Below are 16,281 nucleotides of genomic sequence, written 5' to 3' on the forward strand. Positions count from 1 at the left end.
GTAGGTCCAGCAGGTCCGGTAGCTCCGTCAGCGCCGGCAGGTCCCGTAGGTCCGGCAGGTCCTGTAGGTCCAGCAGGTCCCGTAGGTCCGGCAGGCCCCGTAGGTCCTGTAGGTCCAGCAGGTCCGGCAGGCCCTGTAGGTCCGGCAGGTCCTGTAGGTCCGGCAGGTCCTGTAGGTCCGGCAGGTCCTGTAGCTCCGTCAGCGCCGGCAGGTCCCGTAGGTCCTGTAGGTCCAGCAGGTCCTGTAGCTCCGTCAGCGCCGGCAGGTCCCGTAGGTCCAGCAGGTCCGGCAGGCCCCGTAGGTCCAGGAACACCATCTGATCCTTCAAACTCTAATAAAACTACATCATCAATTACTACTCTAAACATAGCACTCAAATTACCTGGTTTAATAATTTCAACTCTTGCTTTTGTCGCTGTAGATGGCGCAGGTTCAGTCACTTGGTAGATTTCCTTCCAATTTTCGTAAATGGAAACTGGAAATAACTGACCGAACGGAACGTTAATATCCAACCCTGTTCCAACTTCTACGTTATTTTCATTTAAATAAATAACGCGCAGGATAATCTGATTAGAGCCCTGTGAGGCCAAAGAAACTTTCAATAAATAACTTTGATTTGGACTTATTGGTACAGTTTGTGTGAGGGAGGATGCTACGAATCCCTGATTAAACACAGCAGCATATTGACCCGTATGGGTATGAGAGGTTGTAATTGACGTATTATTGGCTGTCCAACCTCCCAAAGTTCCGGTCTCGAATCCTCCGTTGTTAATTAAGTTAGTAACAGACAAGGTATCCCCTCCTTTTGAGAAAGTAGTTCAACCTTCTGATTGAACTCTCAATATACTATGTGAGGGAATAATGCTTGTTCAGGCGGTTTAGCTAGAATAAATACACAATTAATTGGGAGGATATTAGTATAATGATAGATTGAGGACTGTAGACTCATGAAAAGTGCTGGTTCTCAACAGATACGAAAAGGAGAAAAGAATTACGAATGTTATAATGCATTTATGTCTCTCAGCATTTGTTTTGCGCGTTCGTCATGGGTGTGGTGCTGATGGATAAATTGAAACCCGTTTTCTGTAATTCTTAATCGTTCTTGGTCATTGGTTAGATAATATTCCGCTTTTTCCTCAAAATCATTAACGGTACACGCTACAAAGTTTTGTTTGTCAACGAATCCCAAGTCATAAATATCATCGTTCGGTTCAGCTAAAAGCAACGTTTTGCAGGCAGGTGCCTCAAAGAACTTTAGAACAGCTACCTTGCCCATTTTAAGGCGTCCGCCACATGTGAAAAAAATTTTAGATCGGTTAAGTTCTTTTGCAAAACTTTCATTCACGATTAACTGATCGGATTGACTAGCAAGATGTCCAGGATGGGGATGATAGACAAATCCCGGCTTATCTTTCATCTTTGAGAAAACAGTGTCTCTGAATTCATACCTTCCTTTTGGCGGCATAGCTTTTGGAAACTTATGAATGCCATGTGCGTTATTATCGATGTATACTAATCCCATAAGCAATAGATCAATATCCTTTTCTAATCCATAATCTTTCATAATTGCGGGATTTACAGACCAAGGCAGCCAGCGGAATTTATCACTGAATTGAGGGAACGTATTAAGAAATGGATATTTCGTGGCAGAAAAAATGAGATCAATTTTGTTTTCTTGGAAATATTGAATCCTTGCATCTGCCTGCCAATGAAGGTCGATGACAAAGCAGCCGGTTGGAATGTCTATATCGGCTAAACCTTCAATTTTTGGAGACATGATAAAATTCCAGGCGATATCGTAATGAAAAATAAAATCAGGTTTGATATTTAATACCCTTAAAATATCTTTTATATGGCCATTTTTATACCAATAATAGATATCAGCATATTTTTCAAGGGCCTCAAATATGTCTCTCTTTACTTTATGTTTAGGATAAACCCAAAAGGGTTTTACAAGCACCAGAATTTTGGATCTCTTATTCATGATCCTTACCACCTTTAACTCTTTTCATAATAGTTATCTGTATGGCAAAAAGCCCTCATTTGTGTTTAGTCTCTATAAAATGAAAAAAATAAAGGGGATGTATTCCCTTGCCATCATAGCCTCCAAACCTGGATGTTTTTGCAGAGGGCATCTTTAGGAACAACTCCCTTTAGATCCATTAAAATTCCATTATTCTTTTTAAATAAGGCATTTAAATCAGCCGTTTTAAATTCCTTATGGGGTACTGCTAAAATAACAATGTTTGATTTTTCAAGTCGGTTGAATGATTTTAACTGAATATCCGTATCTTTCAGTTGATCATTGGAAACATTCGGATCGCAAACTTGCAGTGAGAGACCAAGATCTTGAAGTTTTCGAACCATCTCCAAAGATTTGGAATTCCTTAGATCAGGAATATTCTCTTTAAAGGTGATACCTAAAATAGTGATTAAGGTTTCTTGCACAGTCAGTTTTTCCGATATCATTAACTGCATTAAAGATTGGATGATGTATTCGGGCATAAAATCATTGGTTTTCCTAGCTTCACAAAGTAAGCTCGGGTAATACCCTTCCAATTTTGCTTTGTGGATTAAATAGTAGGTATCTACTCCGATACAATGCCCACCGACCAAGCCTGGAGATAAGGGGATAAAGTTCCACTTTGTTTTTGATGCAGCAAGAACGTCATAAGTATCAATGTTTAATCTGTCAAATATCAGAGAGAGTTCATTCATGAAAGCTATATTGATATCCCGTTGGGTGTTTTCAACAATTTTTGAAGCCTCTGCAATTTTAATGGATGGAGCTTTATAAATGTTTGCGTCAATTACTTCATTGTAAAATTCATATATCTTTTCTAACGCATATTTGTTTTGGCCAGATATGACCTTAGGAATCGTCTTAAAAGTATGCTCCTTGTCTCCGGGATTAATTCTTTCCGGGGAATAGCCGACAAAGAAATCAATTCCAGAATTTAACTTGGAGTACTCTTCTAAAATGGGGATGCAAACTTCTTCTGTAGCTCCAGGAAATACAGTTGATTCATAAACGACGATTGTTTGCGGAGCAAGGTTTCTCCCGATAATGGCTGAAGCATCTTTAAGATAGGATAAGTCTGGATCTTTTGTAGTAGTGATGGGAGTTGGAACCGCCACAATGATATAATTGCAATCCTTCAGTTTACGTTCTTCGTGGACAAATTCGATGGCAGCTTCTCTTAATTTTTCACTTGAGATTTGTCCCGTTGGGTCTACATGACTGTTTAAAAAGTCAATTTTCTGTTTATCGATATCAAATCCGACCACGCTGTATTTTTCCGAAAATCCGATTGCTACAGGAAGTCCTACATAACCAAGGCCAACCACACCCACTTTTTGTTTATTCTCCATGTGTTGATCCTTTTCATTATCTATATCCGAATGAGGGGAGCACGCTTGACCAATACTCTCACTTTGTCTGCCTTGTTCTACCTCTTTTTTGAATTTTGAATGATGCATATCTAGTCGAGTTTCCACTATTAATGTTCCTTTCAAAGAAATTATTAACTATATATGCAACATGGATGTGAGGTGCCAAGCTTTAATAGAAAAAAAGGCGACCCCACAATCGTAGATATCTCACTTATTTCTGTTATTTGTATGGCTGGTTTAGGAATAAGCACCACGGTCATCAACAGTGGCACATTTTTATATATATGGAGTAGAGCCGTGTTGTTGCAAGAAAGTAAGGAGTAAATTAACCAAGAGGAGGAAAGAAAACTAAGAGCATGGGAGGATGGGATATGATCCCAATTACAGATCCGAAAGGCCAGTTAACCTTTATTCAAGATAAAATCATAAATAAAATAAACGAAGTTTTAGTGAGTGGCAAGTATATCTTAGGGCCGCATGTCACCGAACTTGAGAATGAAATTGCGGGGCGTTTGGGAGTTTCTGATGCTATTGCGGTTGCGAATGGAACGGACGCTCTAGTGCTTACCCTTCACTCGTATGGAATTGGAATGGGTGATGAAGTCATTACAACGCCATTTTCATTTTTTGCCACAGCGGAGGCAATTTCTAGAGTAGGAGCCACTCCTGTTTTTGTCGACATTGATGAGACATTTAATATCGATCCGTTAAAAATAAATGAAAAAATTACATCTGCTACCAAGGCCATCTTGCCGGTCCATCTATTTGGGCAGCCTGCTGCCATGGATGAAATCAATTCAATTGCAGCAGAGCATGGTCTTGTTGTCATCGAGGATGCCTGTCAGGCATTTGGAGCAAAGTATAAAGGAAAAGAAGTAGGGAGCTTGGGAAATGCAGCTTGTTTTTCTTTTTTTCCAACAAAAAACTTATCGACAATAGGTGACGGGGGAGTTATTGTAACTTCTGATAAAAAAGCGGCGAAAAGAATTAGGGCATTAAGGGCACATGGAAGTACACAGAAATATTTTCATAGTGAGATTGGTTATAACAGTCGTCTTGATGAACTTCATGCGGCCATTCTATTGATTTGTCTTGAATACATTGATAGCTGGAATGAAAAAAGAAGAGTATTAGCCAAACGATATTTGAAAGAATTAAAAGATACAGTATGTCTGACAATGCCACCTGCAATAGAGCATACCACTCATGTGTATCACTTGTTTTGTGTTCAATCTGAATATAGAAAAGAAATGATCGACTGTTTAAATGAAGCCGAGATTCAAACAGGGATTTATTATCCACGCTGTATTCATCTGCAAGAAGCATATGCGTCCCTTGGGTATAGAAAAGGGGATTTCCCCAATGCAGAATTATTGTCAGACAGATTATTTGCCATTCCACTATTTCCAACCATGACAATAGAAGAGCAGGATCAAGTCATATCCGCTTTGAGAAATTTTGAGGTGAGCGGGCAATGATTCGGGTTGGACTGATCGGCTGCGGTTATATTGCGCATAAACATGTTCAAACATTATCCAGGATCAGAGGATTTTCACTAATTGCTGTCTGTGATATTGAACTTGAGAAAATGAAGGAAACTGCGGCCTTGTATCAAAAAGAACGAAAGAGTGATTGTGCGATTTCTTTTTATGAAAAGTATCAAGATCTGCTGATGGACAGGCGGATTGATGTTGTCATCATATCCGTTATCTCCAGTTTGCATTCCACAATGACTAAAGAGGCGTTAAAGCATGGGAAGCATGTCATTGTTGAAAAACCGCTGGCTTTGTCGATGCAAGGGGCGAATGAAGTCATTCAATTGGCAGATGATCTCAAGAAAGAGGTTTTTATATGTCATCAGCTCCGTCACCGCCCTTTGATGAAAAAAATGAAAGAAATATTGAAAGAAGGTCTATTGGGAGTACCTTATATGGGAACTGTTTCATTGAGACTTCATCGTTCCTTGGATTACTACAAGTCCTCAAACTGGAAAGGAACCTGGGAAAGTGATGGCGGCATGCTTGTGAATCAAGGGATCCACCTTATTGACTTATTGATTTGGCTATTGGGTGATATTCAATCTGTTTATGGGGAAATTGCCTCATGGGTAACAGAAAAGGAAACTGAAGATATTGCCTGTGGGGTCATTTCATTTAAAAATAAGGCAAAAGGATTCATTGAAGCAAACACCATTACAAAGCCTAAGAATCAAGGATACTATTTGTCTGTTTTTGCCCAAAAAGGCTCTATCTGTATTGGAGGACCGGGTTTCAATGAGATCCATCATTGCTATATCGAAGGTCTCCCACATATTGGGGAGGAATTGAAGAAAATTAGTGATAAATCGGATGATCACTACTGGATGTACAGAAGTTTTTTTGATGTTATCTCGAAAAAAACACCAAATGCCCTGTCAGCAAAGGAAGGGAAAAAGGCTTTGGAAGCTATTTTTGCTTTATATGAATCAAGTAAAAGGAAGCAACCTGTGTCGGTTCCTGTGGAGTATTTTTCCACAATTGACATGAAAGACGATAAGAGTATCCTGAGAGAGGAATCCCAGGAGGATGAAAAATGATTGATAGAACGGTAAAGATGGGATCCAATGTAAAAATAGGCGAGTATGTCATCATTGAAAGGAATGCCGTGATTGGTGATAATGTCACAATCGGCCATCATGTTGTCATAAAGGAAGATTCCCGAATTGGCAACAATGTTACCATTAATGATCACTCTATATTGGGTCAAACCCCTGTAGCAAACAAGAAAATGGCAAGAAAGCCTCCCAAATATTTATCCTCATTGGTTATCGGCGATGATGTGAAAATCGGTAGTCAATGTGTTATATATCGGGGAACCACTATTATGGATGGTGTTTTGATTGGTGATCTCGCTGCTATCAGAGAAAAAGTTACAATTGGAAATAATAGTATTGTTGGCAGGAATGTAATGGTCGAAAACAATACCCAAATCGGTCAATATGCCACAATTCAAACAAGTTCATATGTTACAGCCTATATGGTGATTGAAGATTACGTTTTTATTGGACCATGCCTCTCCACATCGAATGATAAATATATTGGCACTCGAAATGGAGAGTTGAAAGGTCCTATTCTGAGGAAAGGGGCGAAAGTAGGGAACAATGCATCTATTTTGCCCGGTATAATCATTGGGGAAAAAGCAACAGTTGGTGCAGGAGCAGTTGTTACAAAAGATGTAAAACCAAATGAAGTAGTCGTTGGCAACCCTGCCAGACCAATCCACAGATGACTAATGACTGCTTTGATCCATACTCCCTGGAATTCAGCGGGGGGTATTTTATTTGTAGTTGTCGTCATCTTTAGTGGAAATCAGCCCGATATTAAATCCATTAGGGATGCTGAAGGGAAGGTTCGAAAATGGCACAGAGGAAAAAAATCCTGCTTACAAGCCAGAGGCAAGGCGATAGCCCTGCCTTCATGGATAATTACTCTTTCTCAGGTACAGCTAAATGTAAAGGAGGCGGGATAAGCCATCCCTTTTCCTTATTTAACCGTAAAACTTTTAAGCCCAACTGTGCTTTTTTTACATGCATTTGGCCAAATGTCATCGCGATGTCCTCCCTGATGGACATTCCCATTGCCTGACTACAAGCGACCAAGCCTGCAGTAATATCAAGTGTCAGTTTGGCTCCGATTTCCTGGTCGTAAAATTTGGCTCCTGCCGGTATGTCCTCTAAGTCTGCTTTCGGCCGTTCCGGAGGTGCTGGAGGAAGGTAGACACCATTCTCTTTTAAATAAACCTCTAATTCCCTGCTGTCATTCTGTGATATTTCGATGGCCTCTTTCAGGAGCTCTTGCAACTCTCCATCTCCGGCATGGTTAAGAAGTGTTTGATACTCCGCAGCCATTGTTTTACAGCTGGAATATGCAGTCCAAATGGCAAAAACCTCTCCGTAATGCATCGGTTCATTTTTGGGAATTCCACTCAAGATGCCCATAGTATTTCCTCGCTTTCCAAATGTTTTCTTTAACGGTTAATAGTTTATGGATAGGAAGAAAAGATATACGGTTGTTGATGTTAGATTTAATTCCGTCCAAAGCCTATGATATAATTAAGTATCTTATGGAAAGAAGGAAGCTATATGGATATGGCTGCTACTATATTTGGTATCACGATTTCTTCAGCGGCAATGATTGCTCTATTGAAAATCATTGCAATTGATATAGTCCTTTCGGGAGATAATGCCGTTGTCATTGCCATGGCGACAAGGAATCTTCCCAAGGAATTGCGCAATAAAGCGATTGTTTGGGGAACTGCAGGTGCAGTGGGTTTAAGAATCTTATTTGCCGTGCTCATTGTCTGGCTGTTAAAAATTCCTTTTGTTGACCTTGTAGGGGGGATGCTCCTCCTTTGGATTGCTTTCAAAGTGCTTATCGGTGGCGGGGAAGATGCAACAGCTATTTCGGCTCATAACTCTTTTCTTAAAGCGGTGGGTACCATCATCTTGGCAGATGTTGTCATGAGCCTGGACAATGTTGTGGCAGTTGCGGGGGCAGCAAATGGACACATCGTAATGGTGGCCATTGGAGTGGCAATTAGTATCCCCGTTATGATATACGGGTCGGTTTTTATTGTGAAAGCCATGGATAGATTTGGCTGGATCGCTTATATTGGTTCGGGTAACTTGGCCTGGACAGCCGGGGAGATGATCTTAAGGGACGAATACATCCAAAGCATAACGGATATATCCAATAAGTTAGAGGCTTATACCGTTACCGGTGGAATCACCGTATTCATTCTGTTGGCAGGATATCTTGTAAACAAACGAGGACAAGCCAAAGAGAAAGTAAGGCATTCTACTTAATAGAACAAAAGCGGCCGGCGTCATGCCGGCCTTTTCAATGGAAAAGTAGTATGCACAATTCGAACATTAGTATCAGCAATTGTGAAAAAGACATGATTATTGTGCGAAATGATAATCATACGAGGCGGTAAATGTCAGTGTAAAGCGGAGGAAATCATGAACTTCGGCAAAAGATATATATCACTACAAAACGTCACTATCATTTTTGTGGTTACCGTAGTTATTGCTGCTCTATCAGCAACAGGGTTCCTTTTGGCTAATGCGACTGCCCATAATATTGAATCGCACCAGTCGGAAAAAGCGATGGGAATTGCGCAGACGGTCAGTGAAGTTCCACTCATTAAAGAAACTTTAGAAGGAAAAGCACAAAACAAGGATGCTCAAAATTTCACAAAGAAAATCAGGCAGGATACAGACATACTTTTTATCGTTGTGATGGACATGGATGGAAATAGGAAGACCCACCCGAACGCTGAATTGGTTGGGAAGCCATTCGTTGGTGGAGATGAAATTCCTGCCTTAAAAGGAAACAAATATACATCTATAGCCGAAGGGACACTAGGCCTCTCCCTTCGTGCATTCCACCCTGTTTACGATGATGAAGGGGAGCAGATCGGAGCTGTTTCAGTTGGGATTTCCCTTAAAAATGTTAAAGAAGCAGTTAGAAGAAGTCAGTATGTCATTTATGCCGGAATGGGTGTCGGGATATTAATGGGCGTCATGGGCGCTGTTTACTTGGCAAGAAGAATCAATCGAGTTTTATTTGGGCTTGAACCGTACAGAATTGCCAATTTACTGGAGGAAAGAAACGCAATGCTCGAATCGGTCAGGGAAGGGATCATTGCTGTGAATCCAAAACACACCATTGTGGTGGCCAACGCAGAAGCGGTAAGGATTTTTCAAAAAGCAGGCCTCCCATCTGATCCGGTAGGGAAAAAGGTTGATGAGTATCTGCCAGTCAGCCGGTTGATAAGAATTTTGCAGTCTGACAAGCCTGAATACGACCAGGAAAGTGATATCAACGGTCTGCCTATACTTGTTAACAGGGTGCCGGTGAAAGTGAACGGGCAGATTGTAGGAGCCATTTCTACATTTAGGGATAAATCTGAGATCAAGGCGTTAGCTGAGCAACTTACAGGGGTTCGCACTTATGCAGATGCCTTGCGCGCCCAAACGCATGAATTTATGAATGTACTGCATGTCATCACTGGGATGGTACACCTCAAGGAATATGACGGGCTGGAAAAATATTTGAGGAAACAAACAAAGCTTTATCAATCAGAAACCGGGTCTGTGTCTAAGATTGTGAAGGATCCTGTAATAGCGGGCTTTTTGCTGAGTAAAGGAAGTTATGCAAGGGAAAATCAAGTCAAGCTGACGTTGTCATCAAACTTTCCTTTGCCGGTGGCGGCCGATCCAAATACAGCCCACCATATGATTACAATTTTGGGCAACTTAATAGACAATGCGTTTGATGCCGTAAAGGTAAATGCCGAAAAACATGTTGCGGTCAGTATTAATTATGATGGAGCGACCTGCACCATTAAGGTAAAAGATAATGGAAAAGGAATCCATGAGAGAATAAGGAGCAATATTTTTCAAAAAGCGGAGTCCACTAAAGGTCCCAATAAAGGATTTGGATTATTTAATGTTCAGCAAAGTGTCCGGATGCTTGGTGGCACAATCAATTTTGAATCCGATGAAGCAACAGGCACTTTATTCATAGTGAAGTTTCCCTATATAGAAGAAGGTGAATGATTTTGATCAATGTTTTAATCGTTGAAGATGACCCGATGGTCGCAGAAATAAACAAAAAATATTTAGAAGCTGTGTCTGGATTTACATGTTCCGGAATTGCATCAAATGTCAAGGAAGCATTGAAAATGCTGGAAAACAACAATATTGACCTATTGCTGTTGGACATTTACATGCCCGGTGAACTTGGGGTGGAACTGTTATCTCAAATCAGAGCGAAAAGAGAGGAGATAGATGTCATTATCATTACTGCTGCCAACGATATTGATATCATTCAGTCGGCCTTGCATCTGGGAGTCGTCGATTATTTAATCAAGCCGTTTGAATTTGGTCGATTTTCTGATTCATTAATAAAATATAAGAAAAATAAGCAATTGTTAAATGAGCAGAAGGAGAAGCTACAGCAGGCAGAAATCGATCAGTTATTCAAAAGGGAAGGAAGCACTCCAGGCTCGGCTGATATTCCGAAAGGGTTAACGAAAGCGACATTGGAGAAGATAACAAAAAGGATCTTAAAAAAGAATGATCATTTTTTCTCAACGGATGAGCTTGCAGGAGAAGTGGGAATATCAAGGGTTTCCATGGGAAAGTATTTAAGTTTTTTATCGGAGATTCAATTTTTGGAAAAAAGGGTAGAGTATGGAACAAAAGGGCGTCCTGCAAACAAGTATTGCCTGAGAAAAGAAAATATGGAAGTGATCAATCAGTACATTAGATGAACATTCATTTACTTTACTTACATAACTTTTAAATTAATTTAACAGACTTCATTATTGGTAAAATTGCATGTAATATGGTCCTGGTATCAATGAAAACGCTTTTTTTAATTAATGTGATAAGGGGGACGGTGACGATGGAAAGACTACATATACGATCAGCATGGGAGACTCTGTGGAAATTACATCAGCAAACCAAAGATCTATTGATGTTTGCAATGCCCAGAAAAAAAACTGACGATAAATATAAAAGAAAAACAGAACAAAATGTAAGGGCTGATCAGCAAAAAGGGGACGGTAAAGGGCCCGGCTCCTATAGAATGCCGCAAAAAATTGGTTTGATTTTAGGACCATTATTATTTATTCTGACTCAATTATTTTTTGCACCTGAAGGATTGAGTGCCGAAGGCAAGTCAGTGCTTGCTGTTACATTATGGGTAGCAACATGGTGGGTTACCGAAGCCATTCCAATCCCGGCTGCTTCATTGCTTCCGATTATCTTGCTGCCAATGACGGGGGCCATGGACGGGTCTGATGTAACCGCTTCATATGGGGACCCGATCATCTTTTTATTTTTAGGCGGTTTCTTTATTGCCATCGCCATGGAGAAATGGAATCTGCATAAGCGGATTGCATTGACAATCATTTCACTTATCGGAACAAATGTACAAAGAATTGTGTTGGGTTTCATGATTGCAACAGGGTTTTTATCGATGTGGGTCTCCAATACTGCTGCGGTCATGATGATGATACCCATTGGAACCGCTATTGTGTACCAGGCTGCTGCGGCTATGAAGGGGACAAGCAAGACAGACCCGGATGATTACCGAAACTTCGAGAAGGGCGTCATTTTGGCGATTGGTTATGCTGGAACGATTGGTGGTCTTGGTACGCTGATCGGAACTCCTCCTAATATCATTTTGGCCGCAACAATCAACAAGCTTTTTGATGTGCAAATTTCTTTTGCGGACTGGATGATGTTTGCAACGCCGGTTGTTATCATCATGATCATTTCGACTTGGTTTTATATCATCAAGGTTGCTTTTCCTGTCAAGATGAAAGAACTGCCGGGTGGGAAAGATCTGATTGAGAAGGAAAAAACATCGTTGGGTAAAATGACTTTTGAAGAAACAATGGTACTGCTCGTGTTTCTTTTCGCAGCGTTCATGTGGATATCCAGAACATTCCTGTGGGAAAATCTCTTTGGCATCACCACACTTTCAGATACATTAATTGCTATTCTTGCTGCAGTTATACTTTTTCTGATTCCAACCCGAAAAGGGAAAGGGCGCCTGCTTGAGTGGGACAGCGCAAAAGATATCCCATGGGGAATATTGTTATTATTTGGAGGGGGATTATCCATAGCCGGAGGTTTTATTGAGACCGGTCTCGCTGAATGGATGGGAACCCAACTGACTGTTTTGCAAGGAGTCCATTTCATACTGATCATTCTCCTTTCTACAGCCCTTGTGCTTGGTTTGACAGAATTTACATCCAATACTGCGACAGCTACAATGATTCTGCCAGTTTTAGCTTCGCTTGCCTTGGCAATCAATGTTCATCCTTTTGCTCTGATGGTCCCCGCAGCCATGGCGGCCAATTGTGCATTTATGATGCCTGTCGGAACACCGCCGAATGCAATCATGTTTGGAACCGGGAAACTAAAGATCATAGAAATGATTAGGGCCGGTTTTTGGGTCAATATATTCGTTTTGATTTTAATTGTCGCATTTGTATTTCTGATACTGCCTGTTTTATGGGGAGTGGATTTAACCGTATATCCTGCGGTATTTAAATAAAAATGTATTCGAAAAAGCTGTCCTCTTTGCAGGACAGCTTATTTTTGTAGTAAAGGGAATTCATTTACTTGTATAAATAACTTATTTTTAATGGAGCGCATAGTTTCAGACTTTCGGACCATCTCCTCTTTCGACCATCGTAATTAAGGAGCTTCGACGAGCATCATAGATAACTGTACACGTCATCTCGAGTAATTAACATACGAGACCATCCAAGCTGGAGCGTCCTAAAATAAGTTAAAAGGAATTTCAATCTGTACTACTATAAACAAGCGCTTGTACTTTAGTATACACCTGTCTAATGGGGGGGTTCTTTTAATTCTTCCATTGCCTGTTGAACAAGCGTTACAGCCTGGCTCATTGCCGCACCACCTCCGAAAGCGGCAGCCACGCCAACCGTTTCCAGTATCTCTTCTTCGGTGCATCCTTGATCGAGGCATCCCTTGGTGTGATAGATAATACAATATTCGTCTTGAGCATAGAGGCTTATTCCGAGTGCAATCATCTGTTTTTCTTTTTGTGATAGCATCCCTTCTTCAAAACATGTCTGTGTGAATTGATTATAGGCTTCGGCTAATTTAGGCATTTTCTTGGTAAAAATTCCAATGCCATTTTTATATTCCTGTAACGCAGCTTCTGAAAAACTTTGTTCTTCCATGACTCAATCTCCTTTCGGAGAATAGTATGACTTTTTAGAGTGAAGTTCATACGAAATATTTATGACAACAAAAAAACCCTACATCTTCTAAAAAAGATGCAGGGTTACGTTAGATGGAGCATAGCGGGATCGAACCGCTGACCTCTTGCATGCCATGCAAGCGCTCTCCCAGCTGAGCTAATGCCCCGTTAATTGAACACATATTCTATTATATAAACTTATATTAAAAATGCAAGAGAAATTTTAATAAATTATTTATATTTTTGGATAGCAATTTTAAACATCAGGGAGTTCTGGTTTCTATGAAAAAGCAAATCAATTGATTGAACTGGGCGGGGAACATAGATTTAATTTGGTATTTATCTTTTTATCCCAGTACTGTCCGGGTATCGTTATTTTTAAAGGTGCTTAGAGAATCAACCAGCGTATGGGAAAGGTGCTTCTTCCTTCGGTATAAAAGCGAGAGTATGCTTCAGGTTTATAGAAGTAACGAAAATGTTTAGGATTTTCATGAAATCACCATACACTCTCCATGATAACTTTAACTGCCTATTATTTCTATGATTACTCAAATGAACAAATCCGGTGCTCACTATGCACTTCAAATAGGCTCTTGTTGGAGCAACTTGTGAAACTAAAGGTTTTTACTGGCGGATACTGCATAATATACCAAAGTTCTTGAAGAGATAATGTGTACCGATGATAAGGATTGAGAAATAATTAGCTGATTATTTCTATTTCTTGCACCTCTTTCATGTGGGAGATCGTATAATAAATATTTGTCACGGATCTCTTTGCGTTGACTCGTGTCTTTAACTCCAATAAGTGAGCAGATTTTTCCCTCAAGTCTTTAATCCGCATGTGTGTAATTTGGATTTTCTCTTTTTTCAAATTTAAAAGGACATGCTCCACACTTTCCCTTTCATTTACTGTTATTTTAATGAGAAGATCTCTTTTTAAAAGTTTTTTCGGCCCTATTTTTGTTAGAGCAAAAGGGATAAACTCCACACTGATAATAAGAAGCACAACCCCTGCAAAGGCTTCGATATAAAAGCCGGCTCCCACAGCTATTCCGATCCCAGCAGCTCCCCATATCATGGCAGCTGTCGTTAGTCCGGATATATGGTCATTCCCGCGTCTCAATATGACGCCAGCCCCCAGAAAACCGATTCCTGACACAATTTGCGCGGCAAGACGGAGCGGGTCCATTTGGATCCTGACTTCATCGCTTCCAGGAAAGAGATAAGCCGATTCAATAGAGACAATCGTTAAAAGACAACTTATGATTGATATGACAAGACTGGTTTTTAGACCGAGAGGTTTTCTTTTTAATTCTCTCTCCAGCCCGATCACTAATCCAAGGGCTGCAGATATACATAATTTTATAAGCAATTCCATATCCATCATTTCCATTATCATCTCTCCTGTCTTTTATATGAATTGATTTGGAAATGAAAAAAATGATTAATATACTTTATTATATTGTATAAGCAACCTATAAAGGAAAGATATTAAATGGAAACACCGAAAATCAATCCATATGGAGCCGTTATCCTAGCCGTCATCTCCATTTCAACTTCCGCCATCTTCGTCAAGCTGTCTGCGGCTGAAGCTGGAGTGATTGCTTTTTATCGAATGTTGTTCTCGATTTTGATCATGGCGCCTGTCTTTTTTCAAAAATATACGAAAGAACTTAAAGGCGTATCGAAAAAAGATTGGCTCTATTCAGCGATGGCTGGAATTTTTCTTTCATTTCATTTTATTCTTTGGTTTGAATCGCTTGAATACACATCCGTTGCAAGTTCGACTGTCCTTGTAACATTGCAGCCGCTATTTGCGTTCTTTGGTGCGTTTATATTCTTTAAAGAGAGATTTTCTTTCAAAGCGATCGCTTCTGCTGGTATTGCCGTCATCGGGAGTATTATTATCAGTTGGGGAGACTTTCATATAAGCGGCAGCGCCTTGTTTGGAGATATGCTGGCACTGGCAGCCTGTGCTCTTATTACTGCCTACTTGTTGATCGGCCAAATGATCAGGCAGAGGCTTTCGTTGATGACATATACATTTTTCGTTTATTTATTTAGTGCATTTGTCTTACTGGTGTACATATTCTTGACACAGGGGCAACTGTATCCTTATCCTCCATCAGAATGGATCTATTTTTTACTACTGGCCATTTTACCTAACCTGCTTGGCCATTCGGTGTTTAATTGGGCTTTAAAATGGATCAGTACAACAGTCATTTCGATGGCTATATTATTTGAGCCGGTAGGTGCGACAATACTTGCATATATCTTTCTTGGGGAAAAAATCTACTTTACCCAAATAGCAGGTGGTATGATCATCATCTTTGGTGTCTCACTATTTATCGGTAAAGATAAAAGAGGATGATCTTTAAATGAACATATAAGTAAAGCCAGAAAAAACAAATGCCATACAGGACATGAAAATAAAAGTCCCTGCTTCAACTTTTTCATCTGAGTTGCTAATTCGCAACGCCTCGATATATGAATAGGAAAATAGATAAAGAGCCATTAAGAAAGAAATAGTGAGAGCAATGCTAGTTAAAATGATAATCACCTTCCAAATTAAATAGATGTTTGCTATTATATTTATGTGCTGAGTATGGAGAAGATGAAAAGATAAATTTTTTATAAAAAACTATTGCATCTCCTAAAATGCTGTGATATATTATTACCTGTCCGATAGAGAAATTAAACATCTTTAGAGAAATAAACATCTTAAAATAAATTTCAAAAAAGAAGTTGACAGATTGTCTAGCGGATGATAAGATATAAAAGTCGCCTCAAGCGAGATTGAAAAACTACTTCAAAAAGTTGTTGACAAGATCTTGCGAGTGTGATAAAATAGAAAAGCTGCTCGAGAGAGCAACTTCAAGTTTGATCTTTGAAAACTGAACGAAACGAAACGTCAATAATTTTGATTAAAACAATGGATAATATCCATTGCCAGCTTTTGAGCTGACAAACTTCTTATACGAGAGTTTGATCCTGGCTCAGGACGAACGCTGGCGGCGTGCCTAATACATGCAAGTCGAGCGGATGAAAGAGAGCTTGCTCTCTGGATTCAGCGGCGGACGGGTGAGTAACACGTGGG

Annotated in this window: 14 protein-coding genes, 1 tRNA gene and 1 rRNA gene; 9 read left to right on the forward strand and 7 right to left on the reverse strand. The window is 40.1% G+C overall.

Annotation, left to right across the window (positions count from 1 at the left end):
- The 3 genes from C509_RS26790 to C509_RS0122700 all read right to left on the reverse strand — a co-directional run.
- On the reverse strand, nt 1-791 hold a 791-nt coding region (locus tag C509_RS26790), incomplete at its 3' end, for an NTTRR-F1 domain (protein ID WP_018709226.1).
- Nucleotides 792-1,000: 209 nt separating this feature from the next.
- Nucleotides 1,001-1,984 (reverse strand): glycosyltransferase, encoded by a 984-nt coding sequence (locus tag C509_RS0122695; protein WP_018709227.1) that lies wholly within the window; start codon nt 1,982-1,984, stop codon nt 1,001-1,003.
- A gap of 113 nt (nt 1,985-2,097) precedes the next feature.
- Entirely contained in the window at nt 2,098-3,498 is a 1,401-nt protein-coding gene (locus C509_RS0122700) for a nucleotide sugar dehydrogenase (protein WP_245542527.1), read from the reverse strand.
- Between the two features lie 266 nt (nt 3,499-3,764).
- Between C509_RS0122700 and C509_RS0122705 the strand changes: the two genes are divergently transcribed.
- The 3 genes from C509_RS0122705 to C509_RS0122715 are packed head-to-tail and all read left to right on the forward strand — an operon-like array spanning nt 3,765 to nt 6,660.
- Nucleotides 3,765-4,871 (forward strand): DegT/DnrJ/EryC1/StrS family aminotransferase, encoded by a 1,107-nt coding sequence (locus C509_RS0122705; RefSeq protein WP_026320038.1) that lies wholly within the window; start codon nt 3,765-3,767, stop codon nt 4,869-4,871.
- Entirely contained in the window at nt 4,868-5,968 is a 1,101-nt protein-coding gene (locus C509_RS0122710; RefSeq protein ID WP_018709230.1) for a Gfo/Idh/MocA family protein, read from the forward strand. Before C509_RS0122705 ends, C509_RS0122710 begins: the two co-directional genes overlap by 4 nt.
- Complete coding sequence (locus C509_RS0122715; protein ID WP_018709231.1) at nt 5,965-6,660, forward strand: acyltransferase; 696 nt, start codon at nt 5,965-5,967, stop codon at nt 6,658-6,660. The genes C509_RS0122710 and C509_RS0122715 overlap by 4 nt, the downstream gene beginning before the upstream one ends.
- A 196-nt stretch (nt 6,661-6,856) precedes the next feature.
- Here the strand turns inward: C509_RS0122715 and C509_RS0122725 are convergent, their stop codons facing one another.
- Complete coding sequence (locus tag C509_RS0122725) at nt 6,857-7,369, reverse strand: DUF3231 family protein (protein WP_018709233.1); 513 nt, start codon at nt 7,367-7,369, stop codon at nt 6,857-6,859.
- Between the two features lie 144 nt (nt 7,370-7,513).
- Between C509_RS0122725 and C509_RS0122730 the strand changes: the two genes are divergently transcribed.
- From C509_RS0122730 to C509_RS0122745, 4 genes are all read left to right on the forward strand, one after another.
- Nucleotides 7,514-8,236, forward strand: a complete 723-nt coding sequence (locus C509_RS0122730; RefSeq protein WP_018709234.1) for a TerC family protein — start codon at nt 7,514-7,516, stop codon at nt 8,234-8,236.
- Between the two features lie 156 nt (nt 8,237-8,392).
- Nucleotides 8,393-9,994: a DcuS/MalK family sensor histidine kinase gene (dcuS, locus tag C509_RS0122735; protein ID WP_018709235.1), complete on the forward strand. Its 1,602-nt coding sequence runs from the start codon at nt 8,393-8,395 to the stop codon at nt 9,992-9,994.
- Entirely contained in the window at nt 9,991-10,710 is a 720-nt protein-coding gene (locus C509_RS0122740; RefSeq protein ID WP_018709236.1) for a response regulator, read from the forward strand. The genes dcuS and C509_RS0122740 overlap by 4 nt, the downstream gene beginning before the upstream one ends.
- A 134-nt stretch (nt 10,711-10,844) precedes the next feature.
- Nucleotides 10,845-12,506, forward strand: a complete 1,662-nt coding sequence (locus C509_RS0122745; RefSeq protein ID WP_018709237.1) for an SLC13 family permease — start codon at nt 10,845-10,847, stop codon at nt 12,504-12,506.
- Between the two features lie 298 nt (nt 12,507-12,804).
- On the opposite strand, the gene C509_RS0122750 is transcribed toward C509_RS0122745, so the two are convergent.
- From C509_RS0122750 to C509_RS0122760, 3 genes are all read right to left on the reverse strand, one after another.
- Nucleotides 12,805-13,164 carry a carboxymuconolactone decarboxylase family protein gene (locus tag C509_RS0122750; RefSeq protein ID WP_018709238.1) on the reverse strand — a complete coding sequence of 120 codons (360 nt, stop codon included), beginning with the start codon at nt 13,162-13,164 and terminating at the stop codon, nt 12,805-12,807.
- Between the two features lie 114 nt (nt 13,165-13,278).
- A tRNA-Ala gene (locus C509_RS0122755) sits at nt 13,279-13,351 on the reverse strand.
- 533 nt (nt 13,352-13,884) lie between these two features.
- Nucleotides 13,885-14,577, reverse strand: a complete 693-nt coding sequence (locus C509_RS0122760) for an MgtC/SapB family protein (protein ID WP_018709239.1) — start codon at nt 14,575-14,577, stop codon at nt 13,885-13,887.
- A gap of 102 nt (nt 14,578-14,679) precedes the next feature.
- On the opposite strand from C509_RS0122760, the gene C509_RS0122765 reads away from it, so the two are divergent.
- Both C509_RS0122765 and C509_RS0122770 read left to right on the forward strand, forming a co-directional pair.
- The gene (locus tag C509_RS0122765) at nt 14,680-15,555 is read left to right on the forward strand and encodes a DMT family transporter (protein ID WP_018709240.1); all 876 of its coding nucleotides are present in this window, start codon (nt 14,680-14,682) and stop codon (nt 15,553-15,555) included.
- Nucleotides 15,556-16,157: 602 nt separating this feature from the next.
- Nucleotides 16,158-16,281, forward strand: a 16S ribosomal RNA gene (locus C509_RS0122770); the annotation flags it as partial.

Origin of the sequence: Siminovitchia fordii DSM 16014 = CIP 108821 (genome assembly GCF_000374565.1) — a bacterium.
GTDB lineage: Bacteria > Bacillota > Bacilli > Bacillales > Bacillaceae_C > Siminovitchia > Siminovitchia fordii.

Excerpts from the sequence above, each read along its gene's own strand:
- C509_RS0122695 (WP_018709227.1), bottom strand. The coding sequence starts at position 1,984 with ATGAATAAGAGATCCAAAATTCTGGTGCTTGTAAAACCCTTTTGGGTT.
- C509_RS0122705 (WP_026320038.1), top strand. The coding sequence starts at position 3,765 with ATGATCCCAATTACAGATCCGAAAGGCCAGTTAACCTTTATTCAAGAT.
- C509_RS0122710 (WP_018709230.1), top strand. The coding sequence starts at position 4,868 with ATGATTCGGGTTGGACTGATCGGCTGCGGTTATATTGCGCATAAACAT.
- C509_RS0122715 (WP_018709231.1), top strand. The coding sequence starts at position 5,965 with ATGATTGATAGAACGGTAAAGATGGGATCCAATGTAAAAATAGGCGAG.
- C509_RS0122725 (WP_018709233.1), bottom strand. The coding sequence starts at position 7,369 with ATGGGCATCTTGAGTGGAATTCCCAAAAATGAACCGATGCATTACGGA.
- C509_RS0122730 (WP_018709234.1), top strand. The coding sequence starts at position 7,514 with ATGGATATGGCTGCTACTATATTTGGTATCACGATTTCTTCAGCGGCA.
- dcuS (WP_018709235.1), top strand. The coding sequence starts at position 8,393 with ATGAACTTCGGCAAAAGATATATATCACTACAAAACGTCACTATCATT.
- C509_RS0122740 (WP_018709236.1), top strand. The coding sequence starts at position 9,991 with ATGATTTTGATCAATGTTTTAATCGTTGAAGATGACCCGATGGTCGCA.
- C509_RS0122745 (WP_018709237.1), top strand. The coding sequence starts at position 10,845 with ATGGAAAGACTACATATACGATCAGCATGGGAGACTCTGTGGAAATTA.
- C509_RS0122750 (WP_018709238.1), bottom strand. The coding sequence starts at position 13,164 with ATGGAAGAACAAAGTTTTTCAGAAGCTGCGTTACAGGAATATAAAAAT.
- C509_RS0122760 (WP_018709239.1), bottom strand. The coding sequence starts at position 14,577 with ATGGAAATGATGGATATGGAATTGCTTATAAAATTATGTATATCTGCA.
- C509_RS0122765 (WP_018709240.1), top strand. The coding sequence starts at position 14,680 with ATGGAAACACCGAAAATCAATCCATATGGAGCCGTTATCCTAGCCGTC.